Source organism: Pseudomonas sp. TH43, from assembly GCF_016650635.1.
GTDB lineage: Bacteria > Pseudomonadota > Gammaproteobacteria > Pseudomonadales > Pseudomonadaceae > Aquipseudomonas.
The window spans coordinates 605,328-623,526 of sequence record NZ_JAEKFI010000004.1 but is presented as its reverse complement, the minus strand read 5'-3'; the positions used below and the strand labels follow the sequence as shown (position 1 = coordinate 623,526).

At 56.0% G+C, this 18,199-nt stretch carries 12 protein-coding genes, 2 tRNA genes and 2 rRNA genes; 13 read left to right on the top strand and 3 right to left on the bottom strand.

Annotation, left to right across the window (positions count from 1 at the left end; genetic code table 11):
* Nucleotides 1–206: 206 nt before the first annotated feature.
* Entirely contained in the window at nt 207–551 is a 345-nt protein-coding gene (locus JFT81_RS19115) for a pentapeptide repeat-containing protein (RefSeq protein ID WP_201228511.1), read from the bottom strand.
* 91 nt (nt 552–642) lie between these two features.
* Entirely contained in the window at nt 643–2,199 is a 1,557-nt protein-coding gene (locus JFT81_RS19110) for a bifunctional aminoglycoside phosphotransferase/ATP-binding protein (protein WP_201228510.1), read from the bottom strand.
* Nucleotides 2,200–2,317: 118 nt separating this feature from the next.
* Here JFT81_RS19110 and mrcB point away from each other — a divergent pair, with 118 nt between their 5' ends.
* The 3 genes from mrcB to JFT81_RS19095 are packed head-to-tail and all read left to right on the top strand — an operon-like array spanning nt 2,318 to nt 5,743.
* Nucleotides 2,318–4,642, top strand: coding sequence for a penicillin-binding protein 1B (gene mrcB, locus JFT81_RS19105; protein WP_201228509.1), 2,325 nt, complete (start codon nt 2,318–2,320; stop codon nt 4,640–4,642).
* A 16-nt stretch (nt 4,643–4,658) separates the two neighbouring features.
* Entirely contained in the window at nt 4,659–5,408 is a 750-nt protein-coding gene (locus JFT81_RS19100; RefSeq protein WP_201228508.1) for a hypothetical protein, read from the top strand.
* On the top strand, nt 5,408–5,743 hold the full coding sequence (locus tag JFT81_RS19095) for a YqcC family protein (RefSeq protein WP_201228507.1): 336 nt from the start codon (nt 5,408–5,410) through the stop codon (nt 5,741–5,743). The genes JFT81_RS19100 and JFT81_RS19095 overlap by 1 nt, the downstream gene beginning before the upstream one ends.
* A gap of 114 nt (nt 5,744–5,857) precedes the next feature.
* Here JFT81_RS19095 and JFT81_RS19090 read toward each other — a convergent pair whose 3' ends face one another.
* A complete protein-coding gene (locus JFT81_RS19090) occupies nt 5,858–6,274 on the bottom strand; it encodes a DUF4124 domain-containing protein (RefSeq protein ID WP_201228506.1) in 417 nt (138 codons plus the stop codon).
* A 399-nt stretch (nt 6,275–6,673) separates the two neighbouring features.
* On the opposite strand from JFT81_RS19090, the gene JFT81_RS19085 reads away from it, so the two are divergent.
* The 10 genes from JFT81_RS19085 to JFT81_RS19040 all read left to right on the top strand — a co-directional run bounded on the left by JFT81_RS19085 (nt 6,674) and on the right by JFT81_RS19040 (nt 18,096).
* A complete protein-coding gene (locus JFT81_RS19085; protein ID WP_201228505.1) occupies nt 6,674–8,398 on the top strand; it encodes an acetolactate synthase 3 large subunit in 1,725 nt (574 codons plus the stop codon).
* Between the two features lie 2 nt (nt 8,399–8,400).
* Entirely contained in the window at nt 8,401–8,892 is a 492-nt protein-coding gene (gene ilvN, locus JFT81_RS19080) for an acetolactate synthase small subunit (RefSeq protein ID WP_003176102.1), read from the top strand.
* A 48-nt stretch (nt 8,893–8,940) separates the two neighbouring features.
* On the top strand, nt 8,941–9,957 hold the full coding sequence (gene ilvC / locus JFT81_RS19075) for a ketol-acid reductoisomerase (RefSeq protein WP_003228216.1): 1,017 nt from the start codon (nt 8,941–8,943) through the stop codon (nt 9,955–9,957).
* 146 nt (nt 9,958–10,103) lie between these two features.
* The gene (pssA, locus tag JFT81_RS19070; RefSeq protein ID WP_064118674.1) at nt 10,104–10,961 is read left to right on the top strand and encodes a CDP-diacylglycerol--serine O-phosphatidyltransferase; all 858 of its coding nucleotides are present in this window, start codon (nt 10,104–10,106) and stop codon (nt 10,959–10,961) included.
* Between the two features lie 63 nt (nt 10,962–11,024).
* Nucleotides 11,025–12,038 (top strand): protein-methionine-sulfoxide reductase catalytic subunit MsrP, encoded by a 1,014-nt coding sequence (gene msrP / locus JFT81_RS19065; protein WP_201228504.1) that lies wholly within the window; start codon nt 11,025–11,027, stop codon nt 12,036–12,038.
* Nucleotides 12,038–12,661: a protein-methionine-sulfoxide reductase heme-binding subunit MsrQ gene (gene msrQ, locus JFT81_RS19060; RefSeq protein ID WP_201228503.1), complete on the top strand. Its 624-nt coding sequence runs from the start codon at nt 12,038–12,040 to the stop codon at nt 12,659–12,661. Before msrP ends, msrQ begins: the two co-directional genes overlap by 1 nt.
* 484 nt (nt 12,662–13,145) lie before the next feature.
* A 16S ribosomal RNA gene (locus JFT81_RS19055) occupies nt 13,146–14,682 on the top strand.
* Nucleotides 14,683–14,805: 123 nt separating this feature from the next.
* Nucleotides 14,806–14,882: transfer RNA gene (locus JFT81_RS19050), tRNA-Ile, on the top strand.
* A gap of 10 nt (nt 14,883–14,892) precedes the next feature.
* Nucleotides 14,893–14,968: transfer RNA gene (locus JFT81_RS19045), tRNA-Ala, on the top strand.
* 234 nt (nt 14,969–15,202) lie between these two features.
* Nucleotides 15,203–18,096 (top strand): 23S ribosomal RNA (locus tag JFT81_RS19040).
* The 16S and 23S rRNA genes sit together here with 2 tRNA genes alongside, the layout of an rRNA operon.
* The last annotated feature ends 103 nt before the right edge of the window (nt 18,097–18,199 follow it).

Below are 18,199 nucleotides of genomic sequence, written 5' to 3'. Positions count from 1 at the left end.
ACGCAAACGCTTCTAAGAAAGGAGGTGTTGAGGCGTACGAAAGGTCTGCGAACGCAGACAGAAGGGAGAAAACACACAACAAAATGTGGGAGTGAGCCTGCTCGTGAAAGCGCTCCGACTTTCACGATCAGGGTGACTGACACTACCTCTTCGCGAGCAGGCTCGCTCCCGCCGGGTGGGCGTCTTCTTAGCTAGGGATGCGTCGTTTAGCGGGTGCGATAACGCAGGCGCGTGCCGAAATTCATCGACATCAGAATTTCGTCGGCACTCAACTCCGGCGGGAAGTACGCCCCGGAAATCTGTGCGTGGGCCAGGCTTGCACCTTCAAGCGCCGCATTGCGGAAATCAATGCCGCGCAGATCGGCGGAGCGGAAGTACGCGTCCCGGAAATCCACGCCATCGGCATTCAGTTCGCGCAGGTCGAGCCCGCGAAAGTCGCCGCCGACCATATCGATCGGACCGTCTTGTGGGCGTTCCTTGTTGAAACCTGTGATGTCGTCTTTGTGCAGCAAGGCATACAGCGGGGAGTCGAGCAGTTTCGGCTGGCTCATGTCAGATCACCTGTTGGTTTTATGACGCCAGTATAGTGCCACTATTTGACGGCCGTGAAGCGAGCGAGGGCTCCACGGCCGAAATAGTTTCTTACAAGCCTGGCAGGCGCTGACGAATCTGCGCGACCACGGTGTCCAGCGTGCCGGATTCATTGGTCTGCACGCGTTTACTGCGCAGAATCTCTTCCGGCGTCAGTGCTTCGCGATTGGCCTGCTGCGCTTCGATCACAGCGAGCGTGGCGTCAGACGGATCCTGTTTGTCTGACTGACGAATCGCCAGCCAGCTCTCGATCACCGCTTGCGGCGCGTTGCAGTCGAGGATCAGGAATGGCGTGCCGGTGGCTTCGGCGATTTTTGCCGCGTTGTCACGTTGCTCACGCTTGAGGTAGGTCGCATCGATGACCACCGGGAAACCGGCGTGCAGGATGACTTCAGCGATCTCATGCAGGCGCGAGTAGGTTTTCGCGCTGGCGTCGGCGCTGTAAATGCCAGCCTGCACGTCGTTGGCGACGGTTTGTTCGCCGAACAGGCGCTTGCGCTCGACATCCGAACGCAGGCGAATCGCACCCAGTGCCTCGACCAGGCGCATGGCCACGTGGCTTTTGCCGACAGCGGAAACACCGTGGGTGATCGCCATGAAACGCGAAGGAATGGTGCTGTAGCTTTCCGCCAGGTTGGCGTAGTTGCGGTATTGGCGCAGGGTAGTAGCGCGCTGCACCGGAGTCGCGTCCGCCGGCATGCTGAACAGCGCAACCTTGGCGCGAACCAGCGCACGGTAGGCTTTATAGAAGTTCAGCACTTCCAGGCCTTGGTAGTCACCGGTCAACTCAAGGTATTGGCTGATGAAGCGACGGGCCAGGGATTTCAGGCCACGGTCTTCAAGGTCCATCGCCAGGAAACCGGTATCGGCCCAGACGTCAGTGAAGCGGAACGGCTCGTTGAATTCGATGCAGTCGAAAATCACCACTTTGCCGTCGATGACGGTGGCGTTGCCCAGGTGAATGTCACCGTGGCATTCGCGGGTGAAACCTTCGGTCTTGCGTTGGGCGAACAGCGGCTTGAGACGGTCGAAGCTGCTTTCGGCCCAGGCTTTCAGTGCCTCGAGTTGCAGCAGATCGTTTTTGTCGCTGAGGAATGGCAGGATCTGCTCGAAGTTTTGCGCGACCGGTGCCATCACGCTGTCCGGGGTGCCGGCGTCGTGTTCGGCAGGGACTTTTGGCGCGGTGAGGTGGAAGTGCGCGATCTGCTGCGCCATCTCATCGATGTGTTGGGTGGTCAGTTCGCCATTGGCTTGCAGGGTGCTGAGCAAACCGGTCTGTGGGAACTGGCGCATTTTCAGCAGGTATTCGATGGCCGGACCGTCGCCGCCCAGTTGCGGAGCCTCGATACTGCCGGTGACCGGCAACACTTCCAAATACAAATCGTCGGTCAGACGCTGGTTCAGACGCAGCTCTTCAGCGCAAAAGTGTTCGCGTTGTTCGAGGTTGGTGAAGTCGAGGAAGCCGAAATTCACTGGCTTCTTCACTTTATAAGCGAAGGGGCCGGTGAGGATCACCCACGAGATATGGGTTTCGATGACCTGGAACCCTTCGACGGGGTGCGGGTAGAGGGCCGGGTTTTGCAGGGCAGCGATCAGTGACTGGCTCACGGGCGATCCTTCAGAGACTGGGGGAAATTCAAGGTCGCCATTATGGCCGCTCGCCAGCCTGACGCAAACCTCGGAGCGCTCCTGTTGAGTATGAATAAAGTGCGTATAATCCGCCGCCATGACTCGAACTCGATCCCCCCGTACCAAGAAAAAACCACCATCCAAGGGCCTGCGCCCGTGGCTGAGCTGGGCCATTAAACTCAGTCTGGTCGGCCTTGTGGTGCTGGCCGGCTTCGCCGTTTACCTCGATGCCGTGGTGCAGGAGAAGTTCTCCGGCAAGCGCTGGACCATCCCGGCCAAGGTATACGCGCGCCCGCTCGAGCTGTTCGTCGGACAAAAGCTGAGCAAGGACGATTTCCTCACCGAACTCGATGCCCTCGGCTATCGTCGCGAAGCCGTGAGCAATGGCCCCGGTGCTGCGGCCGTCAATGGCAATACCGTCGACCTGAACACCCGTGGCTTCCAGTTCTATGAAGGTCTGGAAAAAGCGCAGCCAGTGCGCGTGCGCTTCTCCGGCGATTACGTCGCTGAGTTGTCGGCGACCAACGGTTCGAAATTGTCCGTGGTTCGCCTTGAGCCGTTGTTGATCGGCGGGATTTATCCGAAGAATCTTGAAGACCGCATCCTGATCAAGATCGATCAGGTGCCGCCGTACTTGCTCGATACGCTGATCGCCGTGGAAGACCGCGATTTCTACAACCACTGGGGCGTGTCGCCGAAGTCGATTGCCCGGGCTGTCTGGGTCAACACCTCTGGCGGCAAGATGACGCAGGGCGGCAGTACGCTGACCCAGCAGTTGGTGAAAAACTTCTACCTGACCAACGAACGCAGCCTGACTCGCAAGCTCACCGAAGCGATGATGGCGATGCTGCTGGAACTGCATTACGACAAGAAAGAAATCCTTGAGGCGTACCTCAACGAGGTCTTCGTCGGTCAGGACGGTCAGCGCGCGGTGCACGGTTTCGGTCTGGCCAGCCAGTTCTTCTTCGGCCAGCCATTGTCCGAGCTCAAACTGCATCAGGTCGCACTGCTGGTCGGCATGGTCAAGGGGCCTTCCTACTACAACCCGCGGCGTAATCCTGAACGCGCGCTTGAGCGGCGTAACCTGGTGCTCGACGTGCTCGAGCAGCAAGGCGTGGCAACGGCGGAGCAGGTCGACGCGGCGAAGAAAATGCCATTGGGCGTGACCACTCGCGGCAAACTGGCCGACAGTTCGTTCCCGGGCTTTATCGATCTGGTCAAACGCCAGTTGCGTGAAGACTACCGCGACGAAGACTTGACCGAAGAAGGTCTGCGCATCTTCACCAGTTTCGACCCGATTCTGCAGATGAAGGCTGAAGCGTCGGTCAACGACACCTTTAAACGTCTGGCCGGGCGCAAGGGCTCCGATGACGTTGAAGCGGCAATGGTCGTGACCAACCCGGAAACCGGCGAAGTGCAGGCAATGATCGGTAGCCGTCAGGCAAGTTTTGCCGGCTTCAACCGCGCGCTCGATGCTGTGCGCCCAGTGGGTTCGCTGATCAAGCCGGCGGTGTATCTGACTGCGCTGGAGAAACCGAGCAAGTACACGCTGACCAGTTGGCTGTCGGACGATCCGTTGTCGGTCAAAGGTGCTGACGGTCAGGTCTGGAAGCCGCAGAACTACGATCGCCGTTCCCACGGCACGGTGTTCCTCTATCAGGGCCTGGCGCATTCCTACAACCTGTCGACTTCGCGTCTGGGTCTGGAAGTGGGTGTGCCCAACGTACTCAAGACGCTTGGGCGTCTGGGCGTAACCCGTGAGTTCCCGGCGTTCCCGTCGATGCTGCTGGGTGCCGGCGCCATGACCCCGATCGAAGTCGCGACCATGTACCAGACGCTGGCCAACGGTGGTTTCAACACGCCGATGCGCGGCATCCGCAGTGTGCTGACGGCTGAAGGCGAGCCGCTCAAGCGGTATCCGTTCCAGATCGAACAGCGTTTCGATCCGGCGTCGATCTACCTGATTCAGAACGCCATGCAGCGCGTGATGCGTGAAGGTACCGGTAGTTCGGTTTATAACGTGCTGCCGAAAACCCTGACGCTGGCGGGCAAGACCGGCACCAGTAACGATTCCCGTGACAGCTGGTTCGCCGGTTTCAGTCAGGATCTGCTGGCGGTGGTCTGGCTGGGTCGCGACGATAACGGCAAGACGCCATTCACCGGTGCCACCGGTGCGTTGCAGGTCTGGACCAGTTTCATGCGCAAGGCCGATCCGCTGCCGCTGGACATGCCGCAGCCGGACAACATCGTCCAGGCGTGGGTTGATTCGCGTACCGGACAAGGCTCTGATGCCAACTGCCCAGGGGCGGTGCAGATGCCGTATATTCGCGGCAGCGAACCGCCACCCGGCGCTGCGTGTGCAAGCGAAACGCCTGCTTCGCCGGAGTCGGTGATGGATTGGGTCAAGGGCTGGATGAATTAAGCAAAGAGGGTTTCAAGTGAACAAGTGGTTGATTCCAGCGGTGACCGCCGTGGCTTTGCTCAGCGGCTGCTCTACCGTACAGCGTGGTTCGATCCCGGTGGTTGATTCCGGCACGGCCGTGTCCAACAGCGAACGTATTTCAGCCAATGGCGGCTTCCGTCAAACCACGGTGAAGCGTCCGGTGCAGGCTCAGACTCAAGCGATCCCGCAGGGTGATACCGGCGTGGTAGTGATGGTGCCGGGTGGTGGTGCGACAACATCGGCGCCGATCAGCACTTCGCCGATCGTGCCGGGTCCGGCGTCGGGCGGTATTACGGCCGGGCCGTATAACCCGTCGTCGGTTGAATCGGCGCCGATCAACTCCGGCACTTACAACATGCCGTCGACCCCGAGCGGCATTCCTTCGGCCAGCAGTGGCGGCGGTCTGTCGGCGGATGAGCAACTGGACGGCCCGGTGCTCGCCTTGCTGACCACGGCGCAACAGCAGCAGGCCGGTGGCGACCTCAACGGTGCGTCTTCCAGTCTGGAGCGTGCACAGCGCGTTGCCCCGCGTGAGCCGCAAGTGCTTTATCGTCTGGCGCAAGTGCGCATGGCGCAAGGCGATGCGCCGCAAGCCGAGCAGTTCGCCCGTCGTGCGCTGACCATGGCTAACGGTCGTCCTGACTTGCAAGCGAATCTGTGGGAAATCATCGCGCAGTCCCGTGAAAAACAAGGTGATTCCGCCGGTGCTGCTCAGGCCCGTCAGAAGGCCAAGGTTTCGCTGTGATGAACGCCCGTTTCCCGAAAATCGCCGATCAGTTGTTGCTGATCGAGCGTGAACTGCGCACGCAAGGCTGGTGGGATGAGGTGTCGCCGTCGGCCGAAGCGCTGAGCAGTGTCGAGCCGTTTTCGGTTGATACTCTGGACTTCGAGCAGTGGCTGCAATGGATCTTCCTGCCGCGGATGAAGATGATCCTTGAGCAGGATCTTCCACTGCCGAGCGCCTCGGGTATTCAGGAAATGGCCGAAATGGTCTTTGCCCAGCGCAATTTGCAGGGCAAGGATCGCCAGCTGCAGGTGCTGCTCAAAGAGTTCGACCTGCTGATCACCGCCTCGCGCTGATCCCCGATCTTTGTGGGAGCCGAGCTTGCTCGCGAAAGCGGTGTGTCATTCAACGAATAAGTCGACTGATACACCGCTTTCGCGAGCAAGCTCAGCTCCTACAAGGGCGCGACGTTACTGGCAGTTCTCGGCAATCTGCTTCTGCGCCTCAACAATGCGCTCCTGACGCTGCGCATCATCCAGCCGTCGCATCTGTCCCTCCACTTCCTCCCTCAAACGCGGATTGTTCTGCAACTGCGCAAGGTTCGTCCGCGCCTGTTCGCAAAAGGTCTTGAGCTGCGCCTGTTGGTCAGCGACTTGTTTCTTGACCTTGTCGTCGATCGCTTTCTGATCACCCAACACACCGCTACCCGGCATTGGCGCAGGTTTCTGCGCGGGCGAGGAGGGCGTCTGCATGCTGGTGGACGGCTGACCCGGTGGCGGCTGTGCGTCGAAGTGCGTGACACCTTGGGCATCGACCCATTTGTAGATTTGAGCGGCCGAACACCATGGGCTGAGGCCGATCAGCAGAGTGAGGAGGAGCGTTCGCATGCTGATTCCTTGGCAAAATTGCGCAATTGACACTAACAGAGTAGCGGTTTTCAGGTTTTTTCTTGCGTTCTCATGTGCTTACCCACAATTAACCACACAGACGACTTGACTTGGAGAGGGCGAAACAGAAGAATCCAAAGTCCGCTGTAGAGGGACTGCCAGAAGCAGACCCACTCGGTAGATCATGAGGCGCACACCCGCGCCGACCTGTTACACCCGCAACGCGTTACCTCGCGCTGGGTGGGAAAGGCCCGCAACACTTGGGACGATCCCAATACTTGCTCAGTCAGTGCTGACGTAGTCGGCGACCACCGTCGCTCATGCTCTGCCGAGAAGTAAACCTATTAAGACCCGCCCCTTTTTTGTGGACGGTATTCTGGCGTTTTAGAGGTGAACAACGTGGAGCTTTTATCTGGCGGTGAGATGCTCGTCCGCTTTTTGCGTGACGAAGGCGTCAAATATATCTACGGGTACCCGGGTGGTGCTCTCCTGCATGTTTACGATGCCTTGTTCAAAGAACCGGAAGTGACTCACATCCTGGTTCGTCACGAGCAAGCGGCAACCCATATGGCTGACGGTTATGCCCGTGCCACCGGTAAAGCCGGCGTGGTATTGGTGACGTCCGGTCCTGGCGCCACAAACGCCATTACCGGTATCGCGACCGCCTATATGGACTCGATTCCAATGGTGATCATTTCCGGTCAGGTGCCAAGCACCATGGTCGGTACCGACGCGTTCCAGGAAACCGACATGATCGGTATCTCCCGGCCGATCGTGAAGCACAGCTTCATGATCAAGCACGCTTCGGAAATCCCGGAAGTCATGAAGAAGGCGTTCTACCTGGCGCAATCCGGTCGTCCGGGCCCGGTCGTGGTCGATATCCCGAAAGACATGACCAACCCGGCCGAGAAGTTTGAATACATCTTCCCGAAGAAAGCCAAGCTGCGTTCCTACAGCCCGGCCGTTCGTGGCCACTCGGGGCAAATCCGCAAGGCAGCAGAAATGCTCCTGGCGGCCAAGCGTCCAGTGCTCTATTCGGGCGGCGGCGTGATCCTCGGCAACGGTTCCGCACCGCTGACCGAACTGGCGAAAATGCTCAACCTGCCAGTGACCAACACGCTGATGGGCCTGGGCGGTTTCCCGGGCACTGATCGTCAGTTCATCGGCATGCTCGGCATGCACGGCAGCTACACCGCCAACCTGGCGATGCACCATGCTGACGTGATCCTCGCGGTCGGCGCGCGTTTCGACGATCGCGTGATCAATGGCCCGGCGAAGTTCTGCCCGAATGCCAAGATCATTCACATCGACATCGACCCGGCTTCGATCTCCAAAACCATCAAGGCCGACGTACCTATCGTGGGTCCGGTGGAAAGTGTCCTGACCGAAATGGTCGCGATCCTCAAGGAAATCGGCGAGACCCCGAACAAGGAGTCCGTGGCCAGTTGGTGGAAACAGGTTGATGAATGGCGCGGTGATCGCGGCCTGTTCCCTTACGACAAGGGCGACGGCAGCAAGATCAAACCGCAGACTGTGATCGAAACCCTGTGCGAAGTGACCAAGGGCGACGCCTTTATCACTTCCGACGTGGGCCAGCACCAGATGTTCGCTGCGCAGTACTACACGTTCAACAAGCCGAATCGCTGGATCAACTCCGGTGGCCTGGGCACCATGGGCTTCGGTTTTCCGGCGGCCATGGGCATCAAGTTGAGCTTCCCGGATGACGATGTTGCCTGCGTCACCGGCGAAGGCAGTATCCAGATGAACATCCAGGAACTGTCGACCTGCCTGCAATATGGCTTGCCAGTAAAAATCGTCATCCTGAACAACGGTGTTCTGGGCATGGTTCGTCAGTGGCAGGACATGAGCTACGGCAGCCGTCACTCGCACTCGTACATGGAATCGTTGCCTGACTTCGTCAAACTGGCTGAAGCCTACGGTCACGTTGGCATGCGCATCACCGACTCGAAAGACTTGAAGTCGCAGATGGCGGAAGCGTTTGCCATGAAGGATCGCCTGGTCGTGCTGGATATTTCGGTCGACACCAGCGAGCACGTCTATCCGATGCAGATCAAAGACGGCTCGATGCGCGATATGTGGCTGAGCAAGACGGAGCGTACTTAATCATGCGGCACATTATTTCCTTGCTTCTGGAAAACGAACCCGGCGCTTTGTCTCGTGTAGTCGGCCTGTTCTCGCAGCGCAACTACAACATCGAAAGCCTGACCGTGGCCCCGACCGAAGACCCGACCCTGTCGCGTCTGACGCTGACCACCGTCGGGCACGATGAAGTCATCGAGCAGATCACCAAAAACCTGAACAAGCTGATCGAAGTGGTCAAGCTGGTGGACCTGTCGGAAAGTGCTCACATCGAGCGCGAACTGATGCTGGTCAAGGTCAAGGCCACTGGCGCCCAGCGCGCCGAGATCAAACGCACCACCGATATTTACCGTGGACAGATCGTCGACGTCAGTGCCAGCGTGTATACCGTTCAATTGACCGGTACCAGCGACAAGCTCGACAGCTTCATTCAGTCCATCGGCACCGCATCGATTCTGGAAACCGTCCGTAGCGGCGTGACCGGTATTGCCCGCGGCGACAAAGTACTCAGCATCTAAACCAAATTAGCGAATGGCCTGAACGGCCTGGATATAAAGGGGAAATTCATGAAAGTTTTCTACGATAAAGACTGCGACCTGTCGATCATCCAGGGCAAGAAAGTTGCCATCATCGGTTACGGTTCCCAGGGCCACGCCCAAGCGTGCAACCTGAAAGATTCCGGTGTCGACGTTACTGTTGGTCTGCGTAAAGGTTCGGCCACTGTTGCCAAAGCTGAAGCTCACGGCCTGAAAGTGACCGACGTTGCTTCCGCAGTTGCTGCTGCCGACCTGGTCATGATCCTGACCCCGGACGAGTTCCAGTCGTCGCTGTACAAGAACGAAATCGAGCCGAACATCAAGAAAGGCGCCACCCTGGCCTTCTCCCACGGCTTCGCGATCCACTACAACCAGGTTGTTCCGCGTGCTGACCTCGACGTGATCATGATCGCGCCGAAAGCACCGGGCCACACTGTACGTTCCGAGTTCGTGAAGGGCGGCGGTATCCCTGACCTGATCGCGATCTACCAGGACGCCTCGGGCAACGCCAAAAACGTTGCGCTGTCCTACGCTGCTGGCGTGGGTGGCGGTCGTACCGGCATCATCGAAACCACCTTCAAGGACGAGACTGAAACCGACCTGTTCGGCGAACAAGCCGTTCTGTGCGGCGGTACCGTTGAACTGGTAAAAGCCGGTTTCGAAACCCTGGTTGAAGCTGGCTACGCGCCAGAAATGGCCTACTTCGAGTGCCTGCACGAACTGAAGCTGATCGTTGACCTCATGTACGAAGGCGGTATCGCCAACATGAACTACTCGATCTCCAACAACGCTGAATACGGCGAGTACGTGACCGGCCCGGAAGTGATCAACGCCGAGTCCCGTCAGGCCATGCGCAACGCCCTGAAACGTATTCAGGACGGCGAATACGCCAAAATGTTCATCAGCGAAGGCGCAACCGGCTACCCTTCGATGACCGCCAAGCGTCGTAACAACGCCGCTCACGGTATCGAAATCATCGGCGAGCAACTGCGTTCCATGATGCCGTGGATCGGGGCCAACAAGATCGTCGACAAAGCCAAAAACTAAGTCGTCGTCCCTTGTACAAAAAACGCGGCCTCGGCCGCGTTTTTTCGTTTGCGCCGGTGGTTCTGGTATAAAGCTGCATCGTTTGTGGCCGAACCGTCGTCCCAGACACCTGTCGAATTTTTCCAAACCGTTGCAAGGTAATGTCCATGAGCGAACGTCCCGAAGAGCCGAACAAGGCTTCTGACGCCGAAAGCCTGCTGCCCATCGATGAACACATCGAAGAAGGGCATGACGCAGAAGGTCGTAAAGTCCGGCATCGTGGTATCTATCTGCTGCCGAATCTGTTCACCACTGCGAATCTGTTCGCAGGTTTCTATTCCATCATCAATTCGATGAGTGCGCAGGCTGCCTTGAGTGCTGGTGATGCAGCGAACGCGAGCAAGTATTTCGCGTTTGCGGCGATCGCGATTTTCGTCGCAATGGTGCTCGACGGCCTCGACGGTCGCGTTGCGCGCATGACCAATACGCAAAGCGCGTTTGGTGCCGAGTACGACTCGCTGTCGGACATGGTCGCATTCGGTGTTGCGCCGGCGTTGCTGGCCTTCGGCTGGGCACTGGGCGACATGGGCAAGGTCGGCTGGATGGTCGCCTTCATCTATGTAGCAGGTGCAGCCTTGCGTCTGGCCCGTTTCAACACCCAGGTCGGTACGGCGGACAAGCGCTACTTCATTGGCCTGGCCAGTCCGGCAGCTGCTGGCGTGGTGGCGGGGATTGTCTGGGCGTTCAGCGATTACGGGATTCAGGGTTCGAAGATGTCGTTCCTGGTCGCGCTGATGGTAGCGGCAGCCGGGATGCTGATGGTCAGCAACATCAAGTACAACAGCTTTAAAGAGCTGGACTTGAAGGGACGCGTACCGTTCGTTGCGATTCTCGCCGTGGTGTTGGTGTTTGCCGTCGTGTTCAGCGATCCACCGCGCATTCTGCTGCTGGTGTTCCTCGCCTACGCGGCTTCCGGCCCCGTGCAATACCTGTTGCATCTTCGTCGGCACAAAAAAGCCGAGTGATGTAATTTCCCGCATACTCCGCAGTCTATGGGTGCATCTGTCCTCCAAAGCTGCGGAGTTGTCATGTTGATCAAAATCCCCAAAGCGTCTGACTGCCACGAGTCGGATGTCACGCCTGAAGCCATTTATCTCTCTCGCCGCCAATTGCTCGGAGCTACCGCGGCCGGTATCGCTGTGAGCGGTCTGCCGCGTTGGGCCAGTGCTGACGATGCTGCTCGGTATGCCGATGTGGAGCCGGGCAAGGCGCCTGCATGGCTTGTCGATAAGCTTTCTTCTACTAAATGGGGCGCCGTCAACGTCAAGGATGAGGCGATCACGCCTTATAAGGACGCCACGCACTACAACAACTTCTATGAGTTCGGTACCGACAAGGGCGACCCGGCAGCCAATGCTGGTTCGTTGAAGACCGAACCTTGGAGTGTGGTGATCGACGGGGAGGTGAACAAGCCAGGGCGATATGCACTGGAAGACTTCATGAAGCCGTACCAGTTGGAGGAGCGAATCTATCGCCTGCGCTGTGTCGAAGCCTGGTCGATGGTGATTCCGTGGATCGGTTTTCCAATCTCTGCATTGCTCAAGCAGGTCGAGCCGACTGCCAATGCGAAGTACATTCGCTTCGAAACGTTGCAGGATCCCAAGAGCATGCCCGGACAGCGTTCTGGTTTTGCTTTGATCGACTGGCCTTATGTAGAGGGTTTGCGTCTGGATGAAGCGATGAATCCATTGGCGATTCTGGCCGTCGGCATGTATGGCCGCGAGTTGCCTAACCAGAATGGCGCGCCGCTGCGTTTGGTGGTGCCATGGAAGTACGGCTTTAAAAGCGTCAAATCCATCGTGCGTATCAGTCTGGTCAGCGAGCAGCCGAAGACCACCTGGCAGAGCATTGCTGCAGATGAGTACGGGTTTTATGCGAACGTGAACCCGACGGTTGATCACCCTCGCTGGACCCAGGCGCGGGAGCGGCGGTTGCCTAACAGTCTGTTCAAGCCAAACGTGCGTGATACGCAGATGTTCAATGGCTACTCGGATGAAGTCGCTTCTTTATATACAGCGCTCGATCTGCGGAAGAATTACTGATGCGATTCCCGTTCTGGCGTATAGGCGTTTTCATTGCGGCGGCGATCTGGCCGATGCTCTGGTTGTATCAGGCGCTTGAGGATTTGCTTGGACCGGATCCCGGAAAAGTGCTGGTGGATCGATTAGGGCTGGGGACGCTGGTGCTGTTGTTGATCACCCTGAGCATGACGCCTTTGCAGAAACTCACCGGGTGGGCGGGGTGGATTGCTGTTCGCCGGCAATTGGGACTTTGGTGTTTCGCCTATGTGGTGTTGCACCTGTGCAGCTATATGGCTTTTATCCTGGGTTTCGATTGGTCGCAACTGGCTGTCGAGTTGCGCAAGCGGCCCTACATAATAGTCGGTGCGTTGGGTTTCCTTGGTCTGTTGGCATTGGCGGTGACGTCCAATCGCTACAGTCAGCGTCGTTTGGGTTCGCGCTGGAAGAAGCTGCATCGCCTGGCGTACGTGATTCTGGGTTTGGGTTTGCTACATATGTTGTGGATCGTGCGCGCCGATCTTGAGGAGTGGGCGGTCTATGCCTCTATAGGTGCGGTGCTTCTGATGCTGCGTATTCCGCCGGTGACGCGTCGTATCCCGCGTTTGTTGGGCAAAAAGCCGGTTTTGCAAGAAAAGCGAAATTAACGGTTGACGGCAGATTCTGGACGTCTATAATTCGCCCCACTTCCGGCGCAGTCGAAACGGAAAACTCCTTGAGATTCAATGAGTTATGTAGGTTTCGGCGGTAGGTTGCTTCAGTTCATCGAAGCCAAAAGGAAGTTGAAAAAGAGGTGTTGACAGCAGCGTGTAACGCTGTAGAATTCGCCTCCCGCTGACGAGAGATCGGAAGCGCAAGTGGTTGAAGTTGTTGAAGAATTCTTCGAAAACTTCTGAAAATAATCACTTGACAGCAAATGAGGCTGCTGTAGAATGCGCGCCTCGGTTGAGACGAAAGATCTTAACCAACCGCTCTTTAACAACTGAATCAAGCAATTCGTGTGGGTGCTTGTGGAGTCAGACTGATAGTCAACAAGATTATCAGCATCACAAGTTACTCCGCGAGAAATCAAAGATGTAACCAACGATTGCTGAGCCAAGTTTAGGGTTTCTTAAAAACCCAAAGATGTTTGAACTGAAGAGTTTGATCATGGCTCAGATTGAACGCTGGCGGCAGGCCTAACACATGCAAGTCGAGCGGATGAGAGGAGCTTGCTCCTGGATTCAGCGGCGGACGGGTGAGTAATGCCTAGGAATCTGCCTGGTAGTGGGGGACAACGTTTCGAAAGGAACGCTAATACCGCATACGTCCTACGGGAGAAAGCAGGGGACCTTCGGGCCTTGCGCTATCAGATGAGCCTAGGTCGGATTAGCTAGTTGGTGAGGTAATGGCTCACCAAGGCGACGATCCGTAACTGGTCTGAGAGGATGATCAGTCACACTGGAACTGAGACACGGTCCAGACTCCTACGGGAGGCAGCAGTGGGGAATATTGGACAATGGGCGAAAGCCTGATCCAGCCATGCCGCGTGTGTGAAGAAGGTCTTCGGATTGTAAAGCACTTTAAGTTGGGAGGAAGGGCAGTAACTTAATACGTTGCTGTTTTGACGTTACCGACAGAATAAGCACCGGCTAACTCTGTGCCAGCAGCCGCGGTAATACAGAGGGTGCAAGCGTTAATCGGAATTACTGGGCGTAAAGCGCGCGTAGGTGGTTTGTTAAGTTGGATGTGAAATCCCCGGGCTCAACCTGGGAACTGCATTCAAAACTGACAAGCTAGAGTATGGTAGAGGGTGGTGGAATTTCCTGTGTAGCGGTGAAATGCGTAGATATAGGAAGGAACACCAGTGGCGAAGGCGACCACCTGGACTGATACTGACACTGAGGTGCGAAAGCGTGGGGAGCAAACAGGATTAGATACCCTGGTAGTCCACGCCGTAAACGATGTCAACTAGCCGTTGGGAGCCTTGAGCTCTTAGTGGCGCAGCTAACGCATTAAGTTGACCGCCTGGGGAGTACGGCCGCAAGGTTAAAACTCAAATGAATTGACGGGGGCCCGCACAAGCGGTGGAGCATGTGGTTTAATTCGAAGCAACGCGAAGAACCTTACCAGGCCTTGACATCCAATGAACTTTCCAGAGATGGATTGGTGCCTTCGGGAACATTGAGACAGGTGCTGCATGGCTGTCGTCAGCTCGTGTCGTGAGATGTTGGGTTAAGTCCCGTAACGAGCGCAACCCTTGTCCTTAGTTACCAGCACGTAATGGTGGGCACTCTAAGGAGACTGCCGGTGACAAACCGGAGGAAGGTGGGGATGACGTCAAGTCATCATGGCCCTTACGGCCTGGGCTACACACGTGCTACAATGGTCGGTACAAAGGGTTGCCAAGCCGCGAGGTGGAGCTAATCCCATAAAACCGATCGTAGTCCGGATCGCAGTCTGCAACTCGACTGCGTGAAGTCGGAATCGCTAGTAATCGTGAATCAGAATGTCACGGTGAATACGTTCCCGGGCCTTGTACACACCGCCCGTCACACCATGGGAGTGGGTTGCACCAGAAGTAGCTAGTCTAACCTTCGGGAGGACGGTTACCACGGTGTGATTCATGACTGGGGTGAAGTCGTAACAAGGTAGCCGTAGGGGAACCTGCGGCTGGATCACCTCCTTAATCGACGACATCAGCTGCTCCATAAGTTCCCACACGAATTGCTTGATTCATTGAAGAAGACGATAGAAGCAGCTTTAAGCTCCAAGCTGATAGCTCCAAGCTAACAGTTACGCGCTCGAAATTGGGTCTGTAGCTCAGTTGGTTAGAGCGCACCCCTGATAAGGGTGAGGTCGGCAGTTCGAATCTGCCCAGACCCACCAATTTTGTTATGGGGCCATAGCTCAGCTGGGAGAGCGCCTGCCTTGCACGCAGGAGGTCAACGGTTCGATCCCGTTTGGCTCCACCATATAACTGCTTCTGAAAGCTTAGAAATGAGTATTCCATTGAGAATATTGATTTCTAGTCTTTTGATTAGATCGTTCTTTAAAAATTTGGGTATGTGATAGAAAGATAGACTGAACGTTACTTTCACTGGTAACGGATCAGGCTAAGGTAAAATTTGTGAGTTCTCTTAATTGAGAAATTCGAATTTTCGGCGAATGTCGTCTTCACAGTATAACCAGATTGCTTGGGGTTATATGGTCAAGTGAAGAAGCGCATACGGTGGATGCCTTGGCAGTCAGAGGCGATGAAAGACGTGGTAGCCTGCGAAAAGCTTCGGGGAGTCGGCAAACAGACTTTGATCCGGAGATGTCTGAATGGGGGAACCCAGCCATCATAAGATGGTTATCTTGTACTGAATACATAGGTGCAAGAGGCGAACCAGGGGAACTGAAACATCTAAGTACCCTGAGGAAAAGAAATCAACCGAGATTCCCTTAGTAGTGGCGAGCGAACGGGGACTAGCCCTTAAGTGGCTTTGAGATTAGCGGAACGCTCTGGAAAGTGCGGCCATAGTGGGTGATAGCCCTGTACGCGAAAATCTCTTAGTCATGAAATCGAGTAGGACGGAGCACGAGAAACTTTGTCTGAATATGGGGGGACCATCCTCCAAGGCTAAATACTACTGACTGACCGATAGTGAACTAGTACCGTGAGGGAAAGGCGAAAAGAACCCCGGAGAGGGGAGTGAAATAGATCCTGAAACCGTATGCGTACAAGCAGTGGGAGCAGACTTTGTTCTGTGACTGCGTACCTTTTGTATAATGGGTCAGCGACTTATTTTCAGTGGCGAGCTTAACCGAATAGGGGAGGCGTAGCGAAAGCGAGTCTTAATAGGGCGTCTAGTCGCTGGGAATAGACCCGAAACCGGGCGATCTATCCATGGGCAGGTTGAAGGTTGGGTAACACTAACTGGAGGACCGAACCGACTACCGTTGAAAAGTTAGCGGATGACCTGTGGATCGGAGTGAAAGGCTAATCAAGCTCGGAGATAGCTGGTTCTCCTCGAAAGCTATTTAGGTAGCGCCTCATGTATCACTGTAGGGGGTAGAGCACTGTTTCGGCTAGGGGGTCATCCCGACTTACCAAACCGATGCAAACTCCGAATACCTACAAGTGCCGAGCATGGGAGACACACGGCGGGTGCTAACGTCCGTCGTGAAAAGGGAAACAACCCAGACCGTCAGCTAAGGTCCCAAAGTTATGGTTAAGTGGGAAACGATGTGGGAAGGCTTAGACAGCTAGGAGGTTGGCTTAGAAGCAGCCACCCTTTAAAGAAAGCGTAATAGCTCACTAGTCGAGTCGGCCTGCGCGGAAGATGTAACGGGGCTCAAACCATACACCGAAGCTACGGGTATCACCTTCGGGTGATGCGGTAGAGGAGCGTTCTGTAAGCCTGTGAAGGTGAGTTGAGAAGCTTGCTGGAGGTATCAGAAGTGCGAATGCTGACATGAGTAACGACAATGGGTGTGAAAAACACCCACGCCGAAAGACCAAGGTTTCCTGCGCAACGTTAATCGACGCAGGGTTAGTCGGTCCCTAAGGCGAGGCTGAAAAGCGTAGTCGATGGAAAACAGGTTAATATTCCTGTACTTCTGGTTATTGCGATGGAGGGACGGAGAAGGCTAGGCCAGCTTGGCGTTGGTTGTCCAAGTTTAAGGTGGTAGGCTGAGATCTTAGGTAAATCCGGGATCTTAAGGCCGAGAGCTGATGACGAGTTATCTTTTAGATGACGAAGTGGTTGATGCCATGCTTCCAAGAAAAGCTTCTAAGCTTCAGGTAACCAGGAACCGTACCCCAAACCGACACAGGTGGTTGGGTAGAGAATACCAAGGCGCTTGAGAGAACTCGGGTGAAGGAACTAGGCAAAATGGCACCGTAACTTCGGGAGAAGGTGCGCCGGTGAGGGTGAAGGACTTGCTCCGTAAGCTCATGCCGGTCGAAGATACCAGGCCGCTGCGACTGTTTATTAAAAACACAGCACTCTGCAAACACGAAAGTGGACGTATAGGGTGTGACGCCTGCCCGGTGCCGGAAGGTTAATTGATGGGGTTAGCTAACGCGAAGCTCTTGATCGAAGCCCCGGTAAACGGCGGCCGTAACTATAACGGTCCTAAGGTAGCGAAATTCCTTGTCGGGTAAGTTCCGACCTGCACGAATGGCGTAACGATGGCGGCGCTGTCTCCACCCGAGACTCAGTGAAATTGAAATCGCTGTGAAGATGCAGTGTATCCGCGGCTAGACGGAAAGACCCCGTGAACCTTTACTATAGCTTTGCACTGGACTTTGAATTTGCTTGTGTAGGATAGGTGGGAGGCTTTGAAGCGTGGACGCCAGTCTGCGTGGAGCCAACCTTGAAATACCACCCTGGCAACTTTGAGGTTCTAACTCAGGTCCGTTATCCGGATCGAGGACAGTGTATGGTGGGTAGTTTGACTGGGGCGGTCTCCTCCTAAAGAGTAACGGAGGAGTACGAAGGTGCGCTCAGACCGGTCGGAAATCGGTCGTAGAGTATAAAGGCAAAAGCGCGCTTGACTGCGAGACAGACACGTCGAGCAGGTACGAAAGTAGGTCTTAGTGATCCGGTGGTTCTGTATGGAAGGGCCATCGCTCAACGGATAAAAGGTACTCCGGGGATAACAGGCTGATACCGCCCAAGAGTTCATATCGACGGCGGTGTTTGGCACCTCGATGTCGGCTCATCACATCCTGGGGCTGAAGCCGGTCCCAAGGGTATGGCTGTTCGCCATTTAAAGTGGTACGCGAGCTGGGTTTAGAACGTCGTGAGACAGTTCGGTCCCTATCTGCCGTGGACGTTTGAGATTTGAGAGGGGCTGCTCCTAGTACGAGAGGACCGGAGTGGACGAACCTCTGGTGTTCCGGTTGTCACGCCAGTGGCATTGCCGGGTAGCTATGTTCGGAAAAGATAACCGCTGAAAGCATCTAAGCGGGAAACTTGCCTCAAGATGAGATCTCACTGGAACCTTGAGTTCCCTGAAGGGCCGTCGAAGACTACGACGTTGATAGGTTGGGTGTGTAAGCGCTGTGAGGCGTTGAGCTAACCAATACTAATTGCCCGTGAGGCTTGACCATATAACACCCAAGCAATTTGACTACTCGAAAGAGCATCAGATTGCGGTGTGTGAAGACGAAACGAACCGAAAGTTCGACCGCCCCTAAAAAGGCAGCACAAAAC

Excerpts from the sequence above, each read along its gene's own strand:
- JFT81_RS19115 (WP_201228511.1), bottom strand. The coding sequence starts at position 551 with ATGAGCCAGCCGAAACTGCTCGACTCCCCGCTGTATGCCTTGCTGCAC.
- mrcB (WP_201228509.1), top strand. The coding sequence starts at position 2,318 with ATGACTCGAACTCGATCCCCCCGTACCAAGAAAAAACCACCATCCAAG.
- JFT81_RS19095 (WP_201228507.1), top strand. The coding sequence starts at position 5,408 with ATGAACGCCCGTTTCCCGAAAATCGCCGATCAGTTGTTGCTGATCGAG.
- JFT81_RS19090 (WP_201228506.1), bottom strand. The coding sequence starts at position 6,274 with ATGCGAACGCTCCTCCTCACTCTGCTGATCGGCCTCAGCCCATGGTGT.
- ilvN (WP_003176102.1), top strand. The coding sequence starts at position 8,401 with ATGCGGCACATTATTTCCTTGCTTCTGGAAAACGAACCCGGCGCTTTG.
- ilvC (WP_003228216.1), top strand. The coding sequence starts at position 8,941 with ATGAAAGTTTTCTACGATAAAGACTGCGACCTGTCGATCATCCAGGGC.
- pssA (WP_064118674.1), top strand. The coding sequence starts at position 10,104 with ATGAGCGAACGTCCCGAAGAGCCGAACAAGGCTTCTGACGCCGAAAGC.
- msrP (WP_201228504.1), top strand. The coding sequence starts at position 11,025 with ATGTTGATCAAAATCCCCAAAGCGTCTGACTGCCACGAGTCGGATGTC.
- msrQ (WP_201228503.1), top strand. The coding sequence starts at position 12,038 with ATGCGATTCCCGTTCTGGCGTATAGGCGTTTTCATTGCGGCGGCGATC.